Below are 16,861 nucleotides of genomic sequence, written 5' to 3'. Positions count from 1 at the left end.
GGATTTGCGGAGATCACCTAACCATTGATTATAGAGGGCTTGCAGAAGCCTCAAAAATAATCCTTGCGAACGGCAAGGTGGGGTGAACAATTCCTGCACAGAGGAGTAGAATGCATTGTGCGCTGCAGAAAAATGCTGGGCTACAGTTGTCGCGAGAGGGCCAGCGTGCATGCTGTCGGGTCCGGCTTGGCCAGCATCCAGCATGTCCGCACGCGATGGCTGCTGGCATCGTTTATTGAGAAGAAATCACCGGTCTCCGTCCTTCTGGCGGAGCCAGGGTAATTGCGGGTCGCTCACCGCGGGCTGGCCTGTTTTGACTGACGTTACGACGTTAAATTTGGAGGTTGTACAATGAATACTCTGCTAAGGGAAATGCCTGATTTCACCACGAGCTGGTGGAGATATACACTGGCCATGATGCGCGCCACGAATCGCGAAGTCAGCGAGTTTAACGACAATCTCTTCATTGCCGCTCACATCGCCATGACAGCGGCCCGTGACAACCCCTTGAGCATGATGGAGACCTTCGAGATCCTCGAACACAACGTCGCCATGGGGCGTAAGGGCCTGTCCGGGATGCAGGCAAAACTGGTCGACTACTCGTTCGACCAGATCGAGGAAGGAACGCGCGCCTTCCTGAACAGCATTCTCAATTCGGAAGGAGAGAAACTCGGCGGCTACATGCGCCGCGAGGCCGAAATCATGGAGGCGGTCTCCAATTTCAACGAGCAGATCGAAGCCATCGCCGATGAATTCGGTTTCCATTTCAACACCTCCAATTACAAGCTGGTGCATGAAACAGACGCCTTCGAACTCTATCAGGTCCTGCCGCTGAAGCAGGGCGTCGAGGTGCGCAAGGATCTCAAGCCGGTGATTCTCGTCCCGCCGTACATGCTCGGCGTACATATCCTGTCGTTCCTGCCCTTCGAGAACAAGAGCTACAGCCACTCCTTCGCCAATGAAGGCATCCCGACCTACGTCCGTGTCGTCAAGGACATCATGACCAATGAGAATGTCCAGAAGATGACCCCGGAACAGGACTGCGAGCAGACGCGCCAGCTCTGCGCCAAGGTCATGGAGCTCAATAGCGGCAAGAAAGTCACGCTCAATGGGACCTGCCAGGGCGGTTACATTTCCCTGATGAACATTCTGTCGGGAAAACTGAAGGATGTCTGCGATGCCCTGATCACCAACGTGACCCCGGTCGACGGCACCTACAGTGATGCCATCAGCGGCATGCCGACGATGCACCACGACTTCATCACCACGACCTTGCCGAGCGGCAACAAGGTGGCCAACGGCTACCTGCTGAGCCTGGGAATGCGTTTCGTTGCCATCGACCGGGAAACCCCGCTGGTCAAGGTGCTCGATCAGGCTTCGCTGCATCGCGCCACCGACCTCAACCCCGGCAAGACGCCGGCCGCCCTCTTCCGCTGGCTGCTCAAGGAACGTGTACATCTGCCGCTGGCGATCGCCAACATGAGTTCGCACACCTTCCAGGATCCGATTGCCGATGACGGCACCTTGCCGGTGAAACTCTTTGACCAGCCGCTGAACATCAAGAACCTGGTCGATCTCAACGTGCCCTGGTACCAGAACTATGCCATCAAGGACGACCTGGTCACACCACCTTGTGCCACCGCCGGCAACAAGTACCTCGAGGACTGGAAAGGCCTCGAGTCGGTTGCTTTCTTCGGTGGTCACGTGGCCATCCTGACCAGCCCCTATGCCAAGAAAGCCCCCGTCACCGGCACCTTCAAGGACGCCAACGGCAAGGATTCTCGCGGTCCGGTGAAGTTCCAGATCGACATCTCCTGATACCGGATCTGCTGACAACAAGCGGCGCCACGACCTGAACACCCACCCCCGGTTCAGGTCGGTGGCGCTTGCCATCGGCCTGCGCAATTGGTAACTTATGACGACGCCCAGCCAGGCGTCGTCAGCTTGACTCAAAGTATCCCTGCTTTCGATTTCGTCAAACCCGCGGAGACGCAAGTCCCGCTCAGAGTACCCAGGAGAACCTGTGCCTCGTCAAGGTTCTCGTATTCATCCCTATTGAGTCCGGAGATCTTCTTTATGACCTATGTCAACATTACTGCCGAAGTGCGCGGAAAAGTCGGCCTGATCACTCTCAACCGCCCCAAGCAACTGAATGCCCTGAACGATGACCTGATGGACGAACTCGGCAATGCGCTCAGTGGCTTTGAGAGCGACGAGAACATCGGGGCGATTGTCATCACCGGCTCGGACAAGGCCTTCGCTGCCGGTGCCGACATCACCGTGATGCAGTCACTTTCATACATGCAGGCATACAAGGGAGACTTCATCACGCGCAACTGGGATACCCTCAAGAGCTGCCGTAAGCCGGTCATCGCCGCCGTCGCCGGCTATGCCCTGGGTGGAGGCTGCGAATTGGCAATGATGTGCGACATCATCCTGGCAGCCGACACCGCCCAGTTTGGTCAGCCTGAAATTCGCCTCGGGATTCTTCCCGGAGCAGGTGGCACGCAGCGCCTGCCACGCGCGATTTCCAAGGCCAAGGCAATGGAAATGTGCCTGACCGCGCGCACCATCGACGCCGTTGAAGCTGAACGCGCCGGGCTGGTTTCGCGTGTCGTCCCGGCCGACAAGCTCCTCGACGAGGCGATGTCGGCGGCCACCAGGATCGCCGGTTTCTCGTTGCCGGTGGTGATGATGATCAAGGAATGCATCAACCGCTCCTACGAAAGCTCGCTGTCGGAAGGACTGCTCTTCGAACGCCGCACTTTCCACTCGGCTTTTGCTCTCGACGATCAGAAAGAAGGCATGGCCGCATTCGTCGAAAAACGCAAGCCCGCCTTCAACAACCGTTGAGCCTGAAATCCGCGGCTGAACGCACCGGCCCTGTCGGACGATGAGTTCCGAGTCAAGCACGGGAGGGGCCGTGGCCTTCGCCCTGGTGTTGGATGGCAAGGGCGGCGCCCGGTCCCTGGCCGAAGATGAGCTGACGGCCTGGCGGCCCGAGGAGGGGTTTCTCTGGGTACATCTGCGGGCCGAAGATCCAGGAGTTCCGGCTCTGCTCACCCGAGAGTTCGGGCTCGAGCACTCCTCTTGCGATGCCCTGCTGGACGAGACCGGTCACCCCCGGCTCATCCCCAGGGATTCGGGGACACTGCTGGTGCTGCGCACCCTTCCCGCCTTGCCGGTCTATCGTGTCAAACCGGGCCTGGGGCTGTGTCTGGAAGCCCAGCGGGCGGTGAGCATCAGTCTGGAGGAATCTCCGGTCATCGCCCGTTTGCAGGAGCGATTGAAGGCCGGCGAGGGGCCGTCATTGCCCGGCGATTTCCCCGCCGCCCTGCTGCATCTACTGGCAGTGACCTACCGGGAGCGCTTGAAAGGCATGTCGGACCAAGTGGACCTGCTTCAGGAGCGAGTCTACGATGAACAGTCGAAGGTTCTCCAGACCCGCCTGTCCCTGCTGCGGCGGCACGCGGGCTGTCTTGGAGGACTGCTGGACGACAGCCTGCGCCTGGTGGACGACCTCCTGAACCAGGACTTGTCCTGGCTGGCCGGAAAACCTCACAAGGGCATCCGGGAGCAGCGGGAGCGCCTGCATCGGCTACTGGGAGAGATGCGCGATCTCCGCGAGCACCTGCACAGCCTTCAGGATGAGATGAACGGCCTGCTCGACCATCACCTGAGCCAACGGATATACCAGCTTACCGTGATCACCGGGGTCTTCTTCCCCTTGGTGTTCATCACCGGTCTGCTGGGGGTCAATGTCGGAGGAATCCCGGGGTCGAACGAACCCGACGCATTCTGGATATTGTGCCTGCTGCTGACGGTGCTGGGACTCCTGGGCGGCTGGCTACTGCGCCGACAACACTGGCTCTGAGGATTCCTCCTCTCACCCCCGACCCTTCCCCGGCAAGTAGGGAGGGGAGATTCGTGAGTCGCCGACGCGACTTGCACATGCCTGATTGAACCGATCGCCCCTACCCTACCCGCGGCTGCTCGCGGTGGCGCTGTTTCTCGGCGTATTGTTCGCGACCTTCGAGTTGTCCGGCTGGCGCGACCACTTCAGCCGGCAGTTCCTGCACGACCAGTTCCTGGAAAACCGGCTGAGCGGAGTGCTGGTTTTTGTCCTGCTGTTCTCGCTGGGCAATCTGATCCAGATCCCGGGGTGGATCTTTCTCGCTGCCGCGGTGCTGGCGCTGGGACGGAGCTGGGGCGGCATCGTCACCTACCTCGCCGCCAGCCTCTCCTGCGCACTGACCTTCCTCAGCATCCGGCTGCTCGGCGGCGATGCCCTGCGACAGTTGAAGAGCCGGCTTGCGCTCCGCCTGCTGGCACAGCTCGATGGCCACCCGATCCGCAGCGTTCTCTGCCTGCGCATCCTGTTTCAGACAGTGCCGGCGCTCAACTACGTCCTCGCCATGTCGGGGGTCGGCTTTCGCGAGTACATGCTCGGCACACTGCTCGGCCTGCCTCTTCCGATCGCCCTCTACTGCCTGTTCTTTGACTTCCTGGCCAGCCTGCTTCATCTCGGCTAGGCATCGGCGTGGCCAGGCCCGCGCGGCGAATTTCCGGCAACAAAAGTGTAAGGATCGGCGCCGCCAGACGACGAACCAATGACAGTCCGGTCGTCGTCCGGTCACTGCGACTGGCAGGGTTGCGCTCGCGCCGCCGGCTCTGCCAGCTTCCTGATCACCGGGCGCGGGTTTTCACCCGAGGAGAGCAAGCTTGAACACCTGGATGTTGGCCCGGCGACGCCGCTGACGATGCCCGCCGATTGCCGTTCCGGAGCAGTCCGGCGAGCCGCCCCGAAGCGTTCACAACATGATGGCGGCCAGACAGTGGGCGCCAGCGCCAGCATCGAGCGATCATGCCCAACTGTCGGGAAATAACCCGCCTGTGCTCGGATGCGCTCGAACGCGAGCTGACGCTGCGTGAGCGCGTGACGCTGAGGACGCACCTGACGATTTGCGTCGCCTGCCGAAACTTCCGCACCCACCTCGCCTTCCTGCGCCAGGCCATGCACCGGTACGCCGAAGGCCAGGGTGATGCCGTGCCGGACAAGGCCGAGGACCCGGAGAAGCGATGACATCCGCCGATTGCCAGGGCGTCGATTGCCGCCCGCTGGCTGACCCGGCAGCCGTGGTGAGCGCGCGGCGCGCCCGCTGCACGGAACGGAGCAGGCGATCTCGGGTACGATAGTCGGTGCCGGGGGACGCTCTCGATCGCGTTTCCTGCCCCACCGCCGCCCAACCAGGAGACCAGATGAGCCCTCGCTTCGCGAACGCCTGTGCGCTGCTGATCGCCGTGGACCAGAACAAGGAAGCCAGCGCCGCCCTGCCGGCCGTGGCCGCCGACGCGCGCGCCCTGCGCGATGTCCTGGTGCATCCGGCGCGCTGCGGCTACGCGCCGGACAAGCTTCGCCTGCTGACCGGCGCCGAGAGCAGCCGGCAAGGCTTGTTCGACGGACTCGACTGGCTGGCCGACGAACTGGCGGCGATTCCGGACGGCGACTCGACAGCCATCCTCTACTTCAGCGGCCACGGCCACGTCGAGGGCGGCGAACACTACCTGATCCCCTACGACCTCAACCTGCGGCGGATGCGCAGCAGCGCGATCCGCGCCGCCGACTTTGCCGACGCCGTCGCGCAACTGACGCCGCGCCGCCTGCTCGTCGTGCTCGACTGCTGTCACGCGGCCGGCATGGCGGTCAAGCAGGCCGCGCCGGCGCCATTCGTCAGCGCGGCGATTCCGCCGGCGCTCTTCCTGCCCGAGGCCAAATCGCTGACTGCCGGTCGGCTGGCCAGTGGCGCCGGGCGCGCCGTGCTCAGTTCGTGCCAGCCCGGCGAATACTCCTACCTGCGCGCCGACGGCCGCATGAGCATTTTTACCTATCACCTGATCGAAGCGCTGACCGGGCACGCGCAGCCGAGCGGTGGAGCGCCCGAGGTCCTGGTTTCCGACCTGGCGAGCTACCTTCGGCGCTCGGTCCGGCAAAGCGCGCGGGCGCAGCACGGCACCGAGCAGAACCCCGTCCCGCAGTTGACCGGCAACTTCCCGGTCGCGCTGGTGCTCGGCGGCGACGGGCTCGGCAAGGGGCAGGCGGCGCCCGATCCCCTGGCGCCCCTGCCGCCAGCGGTTTCCTGGCGGGCCACCGTCAGCGGTTCGGGCGCCATTGCTCAGGCCGGCGGCATCGCCCTCGGCGAAGGTGCGACCCAGGTCGGCGGCGACTGCACCATCGTCAGCGGCACGCAGATCGTCCACAACTACTACCGCGCCACCGCCGGCAGCGCCCCGAGTAAGGAAGACATCGCCCGGCAGGTCGCCGGCTACCTGCGCTGGCTGCAGGAGCGCACGCAGAGCATCGAGCTGCGCGGCATCGAACGGGCGGGCGGCGCGGCGGTCGTCGTGCTGCCGATCGAGACCGCCTATGTGCCGCTGCGCGCCCGCTCGCTGCCGCGTTTCGGCGACGCACCGCAGCGGATCGGCAAGCCGGGCAAGGCCGGACGCCAGCGCACGGTCGAGCTCGAGGATGGCGCTGCTGCCGGCGAGCCTTCCGGCAGCGAAGCCGACATCGCCCTGAACGAGGTCCTCGGTCTCGGCCATCGTCTGGCGATCATCGGCGGGCCGGGTTGCGGCAAGACGACGGTCTTGCTGCACATGGCCTGGGCGCTGGCCTCTTCGCTGCTCGCCGGGCGGCCCGAACCGGCGCGCTCGCGCCTCGACCTGACGATGGCCGCCGACGAACTGCCGCTGCCCATCTTCGTTCCGCTGGCCTCGTTCGCGCGCTACCGTCGTCACTTGCCGGCGGCGGCGGAGGCACGCGAGAAGACCCTGGCGCATTTCATTTCCTGGCATCTGATCAGCCGGGAAGCCCCCTTCGACCTGCCGGCCGACTTCTTCGTCCGCCTGCTCAAAGAAGGACGAAACGTGCTGCTGCTGCTCGACGGACTCGACGAAGTGGCGAACGAGGGCGAACGCGCCGAGGTCCGCAAGTCGGTGGAGAATCTTGTCGCTGGCCGCGACGCGATGCGCGTCGTCGTCACCTGCCGCACGATCGCCTACCGCAGTGGCAGCGCGGCACTCGGGGCCGATTTTCGCGAGATCCGGGTGCAGGCGCTCGAGCACGCGCAGCACATCGCGCCAATGGTGCGTCAGGCCTACGCCTGCATCCACCCGCAGGACCCCGTGCGCCGCCTCGAGCGCGCCGACGACCTGCTGACCGGGATTCAGCGGCTCGAGGCCGACCGTCGCCGGCGCCTGGGCGAGAACGCCGCCGCACTGGTCGACAGCCCGCTGATGGTGCGCCTGCTGTTGATCGTCCATCTCAACAACCGCGCACTGCCCGAGCAGCGCGCCGACCTCTTCGACAAGGCGATCAACGCGCTGCTGCAGGTCGATTACGGGCGCGACGAAAGCGACAATCGCGAGCTGTCCGCAGACTGGGCGCTGTACCGCGACATGGCGCAGCAGCTCGCTTTCCGGATGCACCAGCAGGGCGCCGACCAGGGGCGCGAGATCGAGGAGCCGGCGCTGCGCGCCATCCTGCGCGCGGAACCCGAGTTTCGGCCGCGCCTCGACGATTTCGTCCGCCATGCGCGGCAACGCGGCAGCGTGCTCGAAGAGCGCGACGGTGCCTACCGCTTCCTGCATCTCGCCTTGCAGGAATTCCTCGTCGCCCGCTACCTGAGCGAGGTCATCGGGCGCGACAGCCGCGAGGCAATGCTCTCCTTCCTCGCCGAACGAATCGAGGATCTCTGGTGGCGCGAACCGATCCTGCTGCTTGCCGGCTATCAGGCGACGCACGCCGCCCGCTCGGCGCGCGAGCTGCTGCGCGCGCTGGCCGCCAGCGGCAGCATCGGCGATGCGCAGTTCTCGGCCGCCGAACTGGCTGCCACGGCGGCGATCGAATGGCGCGACAGCGGCGAGGCGCTGCGCGCCGAGTGCGCGCGCCGCATCGTCAGCCTGTTGAGCAACGCCGAGGCGCTGGCGAAGTCGCAACCGGTCGTCCGCGCTCGCGCCGGCGACCGGCTGGCGCAGCTCGGCGATCCGCGCTTCGACGCGCAGCGTTTCTATCTACCTGCTGACGGGATGCTGGGTTTTGTGCGCATAGCCGCCGACCCAGCGTTCATGATCGGCACACGGCGGCAGGACGCGGCGCGCGTAGCCAAGATCATCGGAAGGAAGGTTGACGACGACGAGATCAACGACACGCCAACACAGACCCCTGAGTTCTACATCGCGCGTTACCCGGTCACCGTCGCGCAGTTCCGGGCCTTCATCGAAGCCACAGGATTGGCGATCGGCAATGGTGACGCCCTCGCCGATGTGGACAGCCGACCGGTGCGCCGGGTGAGTTGGCACGAGGCGCAGGCCTGGTGCGACTGGCTCCACGAGATGCTCAAGACTATGCCGGAAGTCGAAGGTAGTCCGATCGCCAAGCTGGTGCGCGAGAACGGTTGGCAAGTTGCCTTGCCAAGCGAACTCGAGTGGGAGAAGGCGGCGCGAGGCAACTTGAGCGGAGCGGTGTTTCCCTGGGGAAACGATGTCGATCCGAATCTGGCGAACTACGCTGATTCTCAGATCCACGATAGCTCAGTCGTCGGCTGCTTCACGGGTAATGCTTTCGGTCTCTTCGACATGGTCGGCAATGTCCGGGAATGGACCCGCAGCCTCTACCTGGACTATCCGTACGATCCTGCCGACCCGAAGCGTGAGAACCTGAACGCCGACGACGGTGCCGAGCGGGTGGTGCGGGGCGGCGCATGGTTCTTTCATCGAGCCGGTGCCCGCTGCACCTCTCGCCACAGGCTTCGCCTTGGCGATCGATTTGTCAATCTCGGTTTTCGGGTGGTGTTGCGTTCCTCCCCTGTTCCTTGACTCCGTCCTCCGTTCCCTCTGGCCTCTGTTACTCCGGATACCCCGACTCTGGAGGGGGTGCGGGGGAAACTTCACCCGCCGCGCGCAGTGCGGGGCGGCTCGTGGAACAATCATCGAGATAACGCCCGCTGCGCCTACCGCAACAGGAATCACCCTGGCAACCGGAATGACAATCTCGGTTTTCGGGTGGTGTTGCGTTCTTCCCACGTTCTTCCGCCCCTTCTTCTGGTTCCGCCGTCAGGCGGGACGGCGCGCCGGCACCCCCGTGCCGGTCGTGTTCCGGAAATGCCGGTCGATTCGCGCGAGCGGATTTGCCGGCCGAGGCGAAGGAAGAAGAACAGCGCCAGACCGGTCTGGTCCGCGCGCAGGCCGCAAGGCAGGGCGACAGCGGGGCAATCGCCCGCGCCGGGCGCATAGCGAAGCACGGGAACGGCCAGGCCGACGCGCCCGCCGTTCCCGCCCCGGCTCCCGCCACCGGAATGCCCTGAGTCAGGAGAACTCCTCGGCCTCGCGACCCGAGTCACCGGGCCTGCCGGATGCCGTTTGCCGAATCCAGCCGCCGAGCAGCCGTCCGACCTGGGCGACGAGGCGGCTGACGTGCTCGTATTGGCCGCTGCTCAGCCAATCCCATTGCCGGGCCAGCCGCAAGTACAGTCGCAGCTTGTTGAGCTGCGCGTCGGCGGCGTGCAGATGCTGCAGGCGCTGAGCACCGTGGCGGGCGTTGGCTTCGAAGATCGCCTCCTGGAAATCGAGCGCCGCCGCCTGCAGGCGCTGGGTGACGACGAAGCGCTGATTCTTCGGGAAGCGCTCGCAGTGCGGCAGGAGCCAGCTAAGGAGATCATAAGTTTGGGTGAAAATCACCAGTTCTTTCGTGGTGGGCATCGTGGGCAACTCCGGGCAGGAAGAATGAAGCAGCGCCGTTCGCCGGCACCGCAGGCGACTCGAGCGACTTGGTCGGCTCGCGCGGCGGCGGGCCGTGTCGCCAATGGCTGAGCTCTTCGACGCCGTCATCGAATGGGACAATCTCTGGCAGGCCTTTGCCGTCGCCGCGCGCGGCAAGCGCCGCAAGGGCAGCGCGGCGGCTTTCGAACAGCAAGTGGCTGACCGACTGGTGACCGTGCAGGACGAGTTGCGCAGCAGGTCCTATCGCCCCGGCGCCTATCGCCACTTCTTCATTCACGAGCCGAAGCGCCGCAAGATCAGTGCCGCGCCGTTTCGCGACCGCGTCGTCCATCACGCCCTGTGCCAGGTGATCGAGCCGCTGTTCGAGGCGAGCTTCATCGCCGACAGCTACGCCAATCGCCGCGGCAAGGGAACGCACCGGGCGCTGGACCGGCTGCAGCACCATGCGCGGCGTTATCGCTACGTGCTGCGCGCCGATATCGTGCAGCATTTCCCGTCGCTCGACCACGATCTCCTGCGCGGCAAGCTGGCGCGCGTGGTCGACGATCCGGATCTGCTGTGGCTGGCCGGCCTCATCCTCGACAGCGGCGTCGGCGTGCTGGCGGACGAGTACAGTCCGGTGTACTTCCCCGGCGACGACCTGCTCGCCGCCTGCCGCCCACGCGGCCTGCCGATCGGCAATCTGACTTCGCAGTTCTGGTCGAACGTTTATCTCGACGACTTCGACTGGTTCGTGCAGCGCCAACTGGGCTGCGGCGCCTACCTGCGCTACGTCGACGACTTCGCGCTGTTCGGCGACGACCGGAAAACGCTGTGGCAATGGAAGGAGGCGCTGATCGCCCGCCTGGAACAGGAGAGGCTGACGATCCACGCCAGCGAAGCGCAGGTGCTGCCGACGCACTGCGGCATCCCCTGGCTCGGCTTCGTCGTGTATCCGACGCATCGTCTGCTCAAGCGGCGCAACGCGGTCAACTTCACGCGCCGGCTGAGCGGCAATCTCGACGCGTATGGCGCGGGGTCGATCTCCTTCGCCGAACTCGACGCCAGCGTGCGCGGCTGGATCAATCACGTCCGCTACGCCGACACCTGGGGCTTGCGCAAGCACCTCTTCGCGGCGCATCCGATCCCCGGACGCCGCGCCAAATAGCCACCCGGCGCAGCGGGGGAAGTTTCCCCCGCACCCCCTCCAGAGTCGGAGTACCCGGAGTGACAGAGGCCAGAGGGAACGGAGGACAGAGTCAAGGAACAGGGGAAGAACGCAACACCACCCGAAAACCCAGAAAGTCAAACCGGGAGCCAGGGAGATCCCAGTAGCGGTAGGCGCAGCGGGCGTTGACTCGATGATCGCTCCAGGAGCCGCCCCGCACGACCCGTAGAATGCCATCCGCAGCATCCAGCGCTTCTCGCCGGGGGTCGTTCGCCTCGTAGGGATAGGCAAAGGTCGGTTTCTCCCAGTCGTCGCCCAAGAGGCTGCGCGTCCATTCCCAGACATTGCCGGCCAGATCGTACAGACCGAAACCGTTCGCCGGGAAGCAGCCGACCGCCGAGCTGTCGTTGATCTCCGCCGCGTCGTAGTTGGCCCGTTCGGGATCGGCCTCGTCTCCCCAGGGGAAAACCGCGCCGGCAAGGCCGCCGCGCGCCGCTTTCTCCCACTCGAGTTCGCTCGGCAGGGCGACCCGCCAGGCGTGTTCGCGAACCAGGCTGGCGATCGGATGGCCGGCGAACACGCCGGAAGTGGCCAGCACCTCGGTGAGCCAGCCGCACCAGGCCAGTGCCTCGTCCCAGCTCACCCGTCGCACCGGCCGGCTGTCCGGGTCGCGCAAGGCGTCGCTGTTACCAATCGGGTATCCCGTTGCCTCGACGAAAGCGCGGAACTGAGCGACGGTCACCGGATGACGCGCGATGTAGAACTCCGGCGTGGGCGTGAGCGCGTCGTTGATTTCATCGTCGGGAACGCGGTAACCGACGATCCGTGAAACCCGTTCCCTGTCGCCTGGCCGCGTGCCGATCATGAACCCTGGGTCGGCGGCAACGCGCACGAAGCCGAGCCCGTCGTCGGCCGGCAGAAAGAAGCGCTGCGCATCGAAGCGCGGATCGCCGAGTTGCGCCAGCACGTCGCCGGCCTGTGCGCGCAGCGTTCGCGTCACGCCACCGTCGCCGGGATGGAGCGGCAGCGACGCGGCGAGCCAGCCGGCGACGCGCGCCGCGATGGCGGCGGTACGTTCGCGCTGGCGGATCGCGCCGACGCCGATCTCGAGCAACTGCCTTCCGGCCAGCAAGGCGCAGGTCCAGTCGACGGCGACGACGGGTCTTTGCCGGCGGCAATCGGCGACCGCCTGGCCGCCGATCAGCTCGTCGGCCGCGCTGGCGCCGCGCTCGGCCTTGGCCAGCCGCGCCGCCAGCGGCAGCACGAGCTGCCAGTGGCCGGGCGCCTGCCGGGCCAGACGCGCGCACTCGGTGGCGAAATCCGGCCGCGCGGCGAGATGGCAGGCGGCGAGGAATTCCTGGAAGCTGCGGTGCGGGAAGGCGAACTGCCGCTCGCCGTTGCGGAAACCCTGGCCAACCAGGAGACCGGCGCGTTTCTCGATGTAGTCGACGACGATCGCGGCTTTGTCCAGGCTGCCCTGCAGCAAGGGCCGGAACGCCGCCAGCAGGCGGCCTTCGCCGATGTCGGCCGGGGCGCCGGCGGCGGCCGGGCCGGCGTGCAGAACGACCGGCCCGACGGCGCTCCCGGCATGCACGGCGAAAGCCAGCTCTTCGAGCACGCCGCGCAGGTCGGCGAGCTTCAGCGTCGGAATCGCCAGCGCGTCGAGCAGCGCCTGGTCGGCGCCGATCTGCCGGTTCCAGCGCAGCAACAGCAGGTGGATCGAGTCGTCGTAGAGGTCGGCGCGGTCGTCGGGCAGGCGACCGCGATTGGCGTGCAGCGAGGCCATCAGCGTCAGCAGCAGGGGGTTCTGCGCCAGCGGCCGCAGGTCCGGGCGCTGGCGCGCGGCGAGCAGGTCGTCGCACTTGCGCCCGGCGTCGCCGGGCGACAACCACTGGCGCTTCGCCAGCGCGGCGTACCAGGCGCGGATGAACTGCTCGATCTGTTCGTCGTCGAGGTCGGCCAGCGCGTACACGCCTTGCGCCGGATCGGCACCGCCGGGCCAGGCGTAGGGCCGTGCGGTGAGCAGGAAACCGCAGTGCCGGCCGGCGCTGCGCATGAACTCCTCGACCGCGCCGAGGACGCGCCGGCAAGCGGCTTCGCTGCCGCATTCGTCGAGGCCGTCGAAGAGAAACAGCGCCCCCTGGTCGCGTGCAACGCGCCGAATGGTCTGGCAGGTGGCGGGCGACAGGCCGTAGCCCGCGGCGTCGAGCGAGCGCCCGATGAAGGCCCAGAGGTCGCCGGCGCAGGACGGCGTGCCGCCGGCCGGAAGCGCTTCGGCGAAGCGGCGCAGAACGACGCGCACCGGCAGCAGCGCGCCGTGCGTCCAGGAGTCCCCCAGATCGACGAGCCGATCGGCCTGCCCCGGCCAAGCCTGCGCCAGTGTCAGCAGGACGCTGGCGCCGAAAGTGCTCTTGCCGCTGCCGGCGGCGCCGAGCAGCGTCAGTTGCCGATGCTGCGCCAGTGCTTCGAGCGCCGGCACCGGCCGGCTGTCGTGCGCGGCAGTTTCGAGATCGGCGCGCTCGCCGTGCGTGCGCTGCCGGTCGCTGGCCAGCCACTGCGCCAGCGTCATCTGCGCCGGCAAGCGCAGATGGGTGGCCAGCGGCACGTAGACGTCGGCGAGCTGCAAGGGCTCGCGGCGCGCGTCGCTGGCGGCGACGTCGATCTCGCCGAGTTTCAGGCCGGAAAGTTCGCTGGCCAGCGCGGCGAGGTAGTCGGCGATGATGGCCCGGTCGTCGGCCGATTTGTCACGACGCTGGACTTTCTTCTTGACGATCTGCGTGAACTGACCGCCGGCAGCGACCGCGATGGCGCCGGCACCCTGGGCGATGGCTCCGTCGCCTGTGAGTAGCGCCTCGAAGCTGCCGCCACCGGGCGCCGTCGGCGCCGCCCGATCGGGCGGGGAGTCGCCGAAACCGTTGGCGGCGAGTTTGTCGAGCTGCTGGCGGAAGTGCAGCTTGAGCTGGTCGACGTTGCTGTACTTGGTCGGGAAGTGGCGGAGGGCCTCGAGCTTGTCCTGAAACGCCCACAGGCTCAGCAGGTCGGCGCGCGCGGCGTTGTGCGGCGCGTCCTTGAAATAGGTGTACAGCAAGGGTTTGCCGGTGGCCTGGAAGTGCTCGTAGGCCACCGCGAACTCTTCCGCCGTATAGGGGCCGACCTTGGTGAAGAAGAGCAGGACGAAGAGGTCGCAGCTACGGACGGCCTCGTTGTATTCGTCCTGCAGGCGCGTGCGCGAAACCGCGTCGAGGAAGTCTTCCCAGAGGACGAGTTCGAGTTCCACCCCCTGCTTGACCCACGACTTGTTCTCGCGCGCGATGAAGATTTCGAACTGCCGGCGGTCGTCTTCGAGTTCCTGCGATGAGGCGAGGAAAATTTTTCGGGTAATGATCATGCTGTCGGCTCGCGAAGGCTGAGGTCGGGCAAACCGTACGCGACGGGGTCGTGAAAATCAAGGGCGCAGCGCGGCGGGGGAAGTTTCCCCCGCACCCCCTCCGGAGTCGGAGTATCCGGAGTGACAGAGGCCAGAGGGAGCAGAGGACGGAGTCAAAGAACAGGGGAAGAACGCAACACCACCCGAAAACCCAGAGCGTCATTCCGGCTGCCAGGGCGATCCCAGTAGCGGGAGGCGCAGCGGGCGTCGCCTCGATGAATGCTCCAGGAGCCGCCCCGCACGACCCGCCAGACATCGTCCGGAGCGTTCAGGTCTTCACGTTGCCGATCCCTGGCATCGTAGGGGTAGACGAAAGCCGGCTGCCACCCTTCGGTGCCCCACAGGCTGCGCGTCCACTCCCATACGTTGCCCGCCATATCCAGGCAGCCATAAGGGCTGCGCCCAGCCTCGAAGCAGCCCGGCGTGCTGCTCGCACCGACGTTCCTCTCGGCGTTCGCCCGGTCGCTCTCCCACTCGTCGCCCCAGGGCCAGGCGCGCTGCGGTTGCGGGTTCTTCCGCCGTGCCGGGCCGGCGAGGGCGAAGCCCGGGCCGACCGTGGCGTATTGCGCGGCGACGGGAAGCTCGACGCCGCCACGCGCGGCCTTCTCCCACTCGGCTTCCGACGGCAAGGCAACCAACCAGCCGGCCGGCAGCCGGTCGCGCCAGCGCTCGCCGAGCCAGGCACAGAAGGCCAGTGCGTCGTGCCAGCTCACCCAGGCCACCGGCCGGTTCGGCGGATCGCGCAAGGCTTCGGGATACCCCACTTCGCCGCCGGCGCTGGCGACGAACTGCGCGAACTGCGCCACCGTGACCGGCGATTCGGCGATCCAGTAGTCGTAGTCCAGCGTTTCGTTGCGGTGCAGCGGCGCGTCGCTGTTTCTTTCGTCGCCCATCCAGAAAGCGCCGCGCGGCACGAAGGCGAAGCGCAGGTGGTCGACGTCGAGCAGTTCGTGCCGCGGGTCGCCGAGCGCGGCGAGCAGGTCGCCGGCGAGCGCGCGTTCGCGCGCCGGCAAGACACGGCTGCGCAACAAGCGGCGCTGCCAGTCGCGCACGCGCCGGCGCTTGGTTTCGTGGCGCACCTGCAGGTCGGGGTCGGCCGCCGCGAGGCCGGTTTCGTGCAGCGCCTGGCCGGCGAGCAGAGCGCCCCATTGCGTTCCGCCGTCGGCTTCCGGCGCTTCCGGGTCCGCGTCGACGCCATCGGGGCACAAGGCGTCGACGAGTTCCCAGATCGAACCTGGCGCGTTGCTGACGCTCGCCGCGGCGAGCAGAAGAACCTCGCGCCAGCGGTCGGGATCGGCTTTCGCCAGTTCGCTCAGCCGGTCGGGAAACTTGAAGCGCGCCAGGTGGCAGGCGGCCAGATACTCCTGGAAGGAACGGTGCGGAAACTGGTACCAGCCTTCGCCGTGCGCGCTGAGCAACCCGGCGCGGTCGCGCAGGTATTCCTCGAGGCGCATCAGCCGGGCGTCCGGCCGGTCGCGCGAGGCAGCACGCAGCGCCGCCGTCAGCGCGGCTTCGTGGATGTCGGCGGTGCCGGTCAGCGAGGGCTGCGCCAGATGCACCTCGTAGGCCAGCCGGTCGATTTCTCGGCGGATGCTCTCGCGACTGGCGCCCAGCCACTCGCCGAGGCAGGGTTCGTCCACCCGCTGGCCGCTGCGGTCGAAGCGCGGCTTGTGACGTTCCCACTCGTCGAGCAGCATGTCGACCGATTCGGCGTACAGCTTCTCTCGGCTTTCCGGCAGCGCGCCGCCGCCGCGTGTCTGCAGCCGCGCCATCAGGGTCAGCAGCAGCGGCCGCGCGGCGAGTTCGCTCAACTCGGGGCGCTCGCTGGCGCGCTTGAGCCGCGCCGCGCCGTCGGCCGCCTGCGACGCGCTCAGGCGCGCCAGGTCGTGCGCCATGTGCGCGTACCAGGCGTCGATGAAACGCTCGATCTGGCCGCGCGTGAAGGGCAGCAGTTCGCGTTCGGCGAAGCCTATGAGTTTCCAGTCCTGGCGCTGGTAGGCGTAGGTACGGCTGGTGACGAGGAAGCGGCACTGGCCGTACAGGCCGGCGAAGGACTGCACGGCCTGCTTGACCTGGGCGCGCCGGTTTTCGGCGTCGGGGACTTCGTCGAGCCCGTCGAGCAGGATCAGTCCGCCGCGGCCGAGCAGTTCGCGCTGCAGCGGGGCGGCGTAGGGCCGCAGTGGCTCGGGCCACTGGCCGAAGATGAAGCGCCAGAGGGTGTCGGCGTCGACCGCGGCGTCGGCCGGCAGGCTGGCGGCGAAATCGCGCAGCACGACGCAGACCGGCAGCAGCGCGCCGTGCGTCCAGCGTTGCCGCTTGGCCTTGCTGCCGCGCGCCGCGTCAGGTTCGCGCGGGATCGGCTGGCGGAGAAGCTTCAGGTTGGCGGCCGGCAAGCCCAATAGCTCGCCGGCCAGGCACAAGGCGACGAAGTTGAGGAAGGTCGTCTTGCCGCTCCCCGGTCCGCCCATCAGCACCAGCGAGCGCTCGCGGTCGAGCGCTTCGAGCGCCGA

General features: G+C 66.7%; 10 protein-coding genes. 7 read left to right on the top strand and 3 right to left on the bottom strand.

The genetic code is table 11. The features are described 5' to 3' along the window. Positions 1-351 precede the first annotated feature (351 nt). From AW06_RS11490 to AW06_RS11465, 6 genes are all read left to right on the top strand, one after another. Positions 352-1,818 carry a metal transporter gene (locus AW06_RS11490; RefSeq protein WP_273704623.1) on the top strand — a complete coding sequence of 489 codons (1,467 nt, stop codon included), beginning with the start codon at positions 352-354 and terminating at the stop codon, positions 1,816-1,818. Positions 1,819-2,076: 258 nt separating this feature from the next. Continuing rightward, positions 2,077-2,853 (top strand): enoyl-CoA hydratase, encoded by a 777-nt coding sequence (locus AW06_RS11485; protein WP_034950031.1) that lies wholly within the window; start codon positions 2,077-2,079, stop codon positions 2,851-2,853. Between the two features lie 70 nt (positions 2,854-2,923). Beyond that, positions 2,924-3,874 (top strand): CorA family divalent cation transporter, encoded by a 951-nt coding sequence (locus tag AW06_RS11480; RefSeq protein WP_034950028.1) that lies wholly within the window; start codon positions 2,924-2,926, stop codon positions 3,872-3,874. Positions 3,875-3,959: 85 nt separating this feature from the next. Then, entirely contained in the window at positions 3,960-4,532 is a 573-nt protein-coding gene (locus AW06_RS11475; protein ID WP_034950025.1) for a VTT domain-containing protein, read from the top strand. 332 nt (positions 4,533-4,864) lie between these two features. Next, positions 4,865-5,083, top strand: a complete 219-nt coding sequence (locus AW06_RS11470; RefSeq protein ID WP_034950022.1) for a zf-HC2 domain-containing protein — start codon at positions 4,865-4,867, stop codon at positions 5,081-5,083. Between the two features lie 176 nt (positions 5,084-5,259). Then, positions 5,260-8,874, top strand: a complete 3,615-nt coding sequence (locus AW06_RS11465; protein WP_034950018.1) for an SUMF1/EgtB/PvdO family nonheme iron enzyme — start codon at positions 5,260-5,262, stop codon at positions 8,872-8,874. A gap of 489 nt (positions 8,875-9,363) precedes the next feature. Here the strand turns inward: AW06_RS11465 and avd are convergent, their stop codons facing one another. Next, entirely contained in the window at positions 9,364-9,756 is a 393-nt protein-coding gene (gene avd, locus AW06_RS11460; protein ID WP_273704622.1) for a diversity-generating retroelement protein Avd, read from the bottom strand. 103 nt (positions 9,757-9,859) lie between these two features. Between avd and AW06_RS11455 the strand changes: the two genes are divergently transcribed. Beyond that, positions 9,860-10,924, top strand: coding sequence for a reverse transcriptase domain-containing protein (locus AW06_RS11455; RefSeq protein ID WP_034950015.1), 1,065 nt, complete (start codon positions 9,860-9,862; stop codon positions 10,922-10,924). A gap of 91 nt (positions 10,925-11,015) precedes the next feature. On the opposite strand, the gene AW06_RS20475 is transcribed toward AW06_RS11455, so the two are convergent. Continuing rightward, a complete protein-coding gene (locus tag AW06_RS20475; RefSeq protein WP_273704621.1) occupies positions 11,016-14,312 on the bottom strand; it encodes an SUMF1/EgtB/PvdO family nonheme iron enzyme in 3,297 nt (1,098 codons plus the stop codon). Positions 14,313-14,464: 152 nt separating this feature from the next. Continuing rightward, a partial coding sequence (locus tag AW06_RS11440; RefSeq protein ID WP_034950012.1) for an SUMF1/EgtB/PvdO family nonheme iron enzyme occupies positions 14,465-16,861 on the bottom strand: 2,397 nt, incomplete at its 5' end.

This window comes from Candidatus Accumulibacter cognatus, from assembly GCF_000584975.1.
Lineage (GTDB): Bacteria > Pseudomonadota > Gammaproteobacteria > Burkholderiales > Rhodocyclaceae > Accumulibacter > Accumulibacter cognatus.
Note: the sequence above shows the minus strand (reverse complement) of the source record. Positions and strands in the feature narration are given on the sequence as shown.